The sequence below is a fragment of the Acetobacterium malicum subsp. dehalogenans DSM 11527 genome, assembly GCF_000472665.1.
GTDB lineage: Bacteria > Bacillota > Clostridia > Eubacteriales > Eubacteriaceae > Acetobacterium > Acetobacterium malicum.
Window position 1 is genome coordinate 1 of record NZ_AXAC01000075.1, and the last position, 2502, is coordinate 2502.

Below are 2502 nucleotides of genomic sequence, written 5' to 3' on the forward strand. Positions count from 1 at the left end.
CATAATATTGCAAAATCCATTGCGGGCAAAAATCAAATCAATTATCCTTGTATCTGACCAAAGAACAAGGAGGAAATGGAGAATGCTCACAATGGATCAAATACATGATATCAGATTTCGATTTTATGAGAAAGGGGAAAATGTTTCACAAATCGCAGAAGCGCTACGACTTGATTGGCGTACGGTACGTAAGTACATTGATCAGAACGATTTTAATAAACCGGTACCCAAGCCGGCGGTCGATAAAAAATTCTGTCCCAAGCTTGACCCCTATAAAGCAGTCATCGATTCCTGGCTTATTGAGGATAAATCAGCTCCGCGAAAACAGCGACATACTGCTAAACGGGTGTTTCATCGCCTGCTTTCTGAGGTGACTGGTTTTGACTGTTCCTATCGAACAGTAGCCGCTTATTATGCGGTGAAGCACCGGGAAATTTTCAAACAAAACAAACAGGCCTATCTGCCGCTAGTGCATCAACCCGGGGAAGCACAGGTTGATTTTGGCACGGCTGATTTTTATGAAAATGGCCGAAAATTGACTGGAAAATACCTGGAGGTCTCTTTTCCTTACAGCAACAAAGGCTACCTGCAACTATTCTACGGTGAAAATATGGAATGCCTGCTGGAAGGACTGGATGCCATATTCCGCCACATTGGCTGTGTTCCGGGGGAACTCTGGTTTGATAACACGAAAGTCATTGTTACGGAGATCATCCGTGGTGGGGGGCGTAACCTGACTGATAAATTCGAACGGTTTCGGGAGCATTACTGCTTCAAAGCAGTTTTTATGAATCCCGGTGCTGGCCATGAAAAAGGAAATGTTGAAAATAAGGTTGGGTATCAACGCCGCAACTTCATGGTACCGGTTCCCCACTTTTTATCACTTTCGGATTATAATCAACATTTGCTTTCAGAGTGTGAGAAGGATTCCCGAAGGGGCCATTATCGCTATGATGAAACCATCGAGGAGCGGTTTCAGGCGGATCTCAAGGCCTGTCATGAACTGCCCGTGATTCGTTTTGACCTCACCGGTCATCAAATCCTCAAAGCCGACAATTGGGCCAAGGTTTATCTGAACAAAAGGCAGCATGCTTACTCGGTGGCTCCAAAGTATGCCCAGTGCCCGGTTCATCTGGTGTTAACGTCGTCGATGGTGATTATTCAGGATGAGAATTTTCGTGAGATTGTTCGCCATCGGCGTCTTTACGGGGATAACCGACAAGAGCAGATGGACTGGCTGCCCTATCTGAAACAATTATCCCTACGACCCCGAGCCCTTAAATACACCGGCATCTATGAACTGATGCCGGAATCCATACAAACCTATCTGACCACCTGTTCAAGCAGCGAAGTTGGACAGGTCCTCAAGCTTCTTTCTGAGTTGACCGACCGCACTGGTTTTGACAGTGCCGTGAATACCGTTAATCATGCGATTACCTATCAGGCGAGGGATGCCGACAGTCTTTCCAATCTTTACCGGCGGCTGTATTCCGATATCCCCGAGCTACCGGCCATGACACTCCCTCTGGGTATTCCAAAGATGACCCCGATGCAGCCCAATCTGACGGCTTATGATGTGTTGCTTCAGGGAACGGGGGTTGACGGTCGTGTTGGATAAAGAAATCGCCGAATGCTGCCGCAAGCTTCGCCTCAGTCGCAATCTGGCTGATTTGGCGCAAACCACCGAAGGCAGTAATCACCAGGAATATCTGTATCAGCTACTCAGTGAAGAACTTCGTTACCGAAATGCCACTCGTACCGAGAAACTGGTGAACAGTGCCGGTTTCTATGCGATCAATACCTTTGAAGGGTATCGGTTTGATGAAATCACCCTGCCTTCGGATTTGACCCCGGAAAGCCTGAAATCCCTGGCATTTATCCACGAAAAGAAGAATCTCATCCTGTATGGCGGCACCGGAACCGGTAAAACCATGCTGTCAACCGCTCTCGGCGTCGCTGCCTGTCGGCAGGGAATCCCGGTGAAATTCTTCCGGACGGCGGCCCTGGTGAATAAACTGTCCGAAGCCAAAACGGCTGGCACCCTGACCGCTTTTCTGAAAAGGCTGAACAAAGCGGAAGTGATTATCCTGGATGAATATGGTTATGTTCCATTGGATCGAACGGGAGCACAGCTCCTGTTCGAAATCATATCCGACTGTTATGAACGCCGGACCATTATTCTCAATACCAACCTGGAATTCTCCCGATGGGTCAATGTGCTTTATGATGAACAGATGACGGCTGCTATGCTGGATCGGCTGCTTCACCACTGCCACCTGCTTATGTTTCCGGGTCCCAGTAACCGGATGCGGGAATCCAGCATCAATGAATTATATCGCTCAATATCGGACAATCAATTGAAAAAATAATAATTGCCTGCAATGCTTAGATTGCTCATGAAATTGCTTCGCATTTTAGCTTGCAAAACTATGGATTTTCCATAATGCAACATTCTGTATTTTTAACTTGCAACTTTCTGCAAAAAGTACTTGCAAAAAACAG

At 47.0% G+C, this 2502-nt stretch carries 2 protein-coding genes; both read left to right on the forward strand.

Features of this window, described 5'->3' with window-relative positions; translation table 11 throughout:
* Positions 1–91: 91 nt before the first annotated feature.
* Positions 92–1618, forward strand: coding sequence for an IS21 family transposase (istA, locus tag A3KS_RS0117125; protein WP_084505061.1), 1527 nt, complete (start codon positions 92–94; stop codon positions 1616–1618).
* Positions 1608–2369 (forward strand): IS21-like element helper ATPase IstB, encoded by a 762-nt coding sequence (gene istB, locus A3KS_RS0117130; RefSeq protein ID WP_026395928.1) that lies wholly within the window; start codon positions 1608–1610, stop codon positions 2367–2369. Before istA ends, istB begins: the two co-directional genes overlap by 11 nt.
* The last annotated feature ends 133 nt before the right edge of the window (positions 2370–2502 follow it).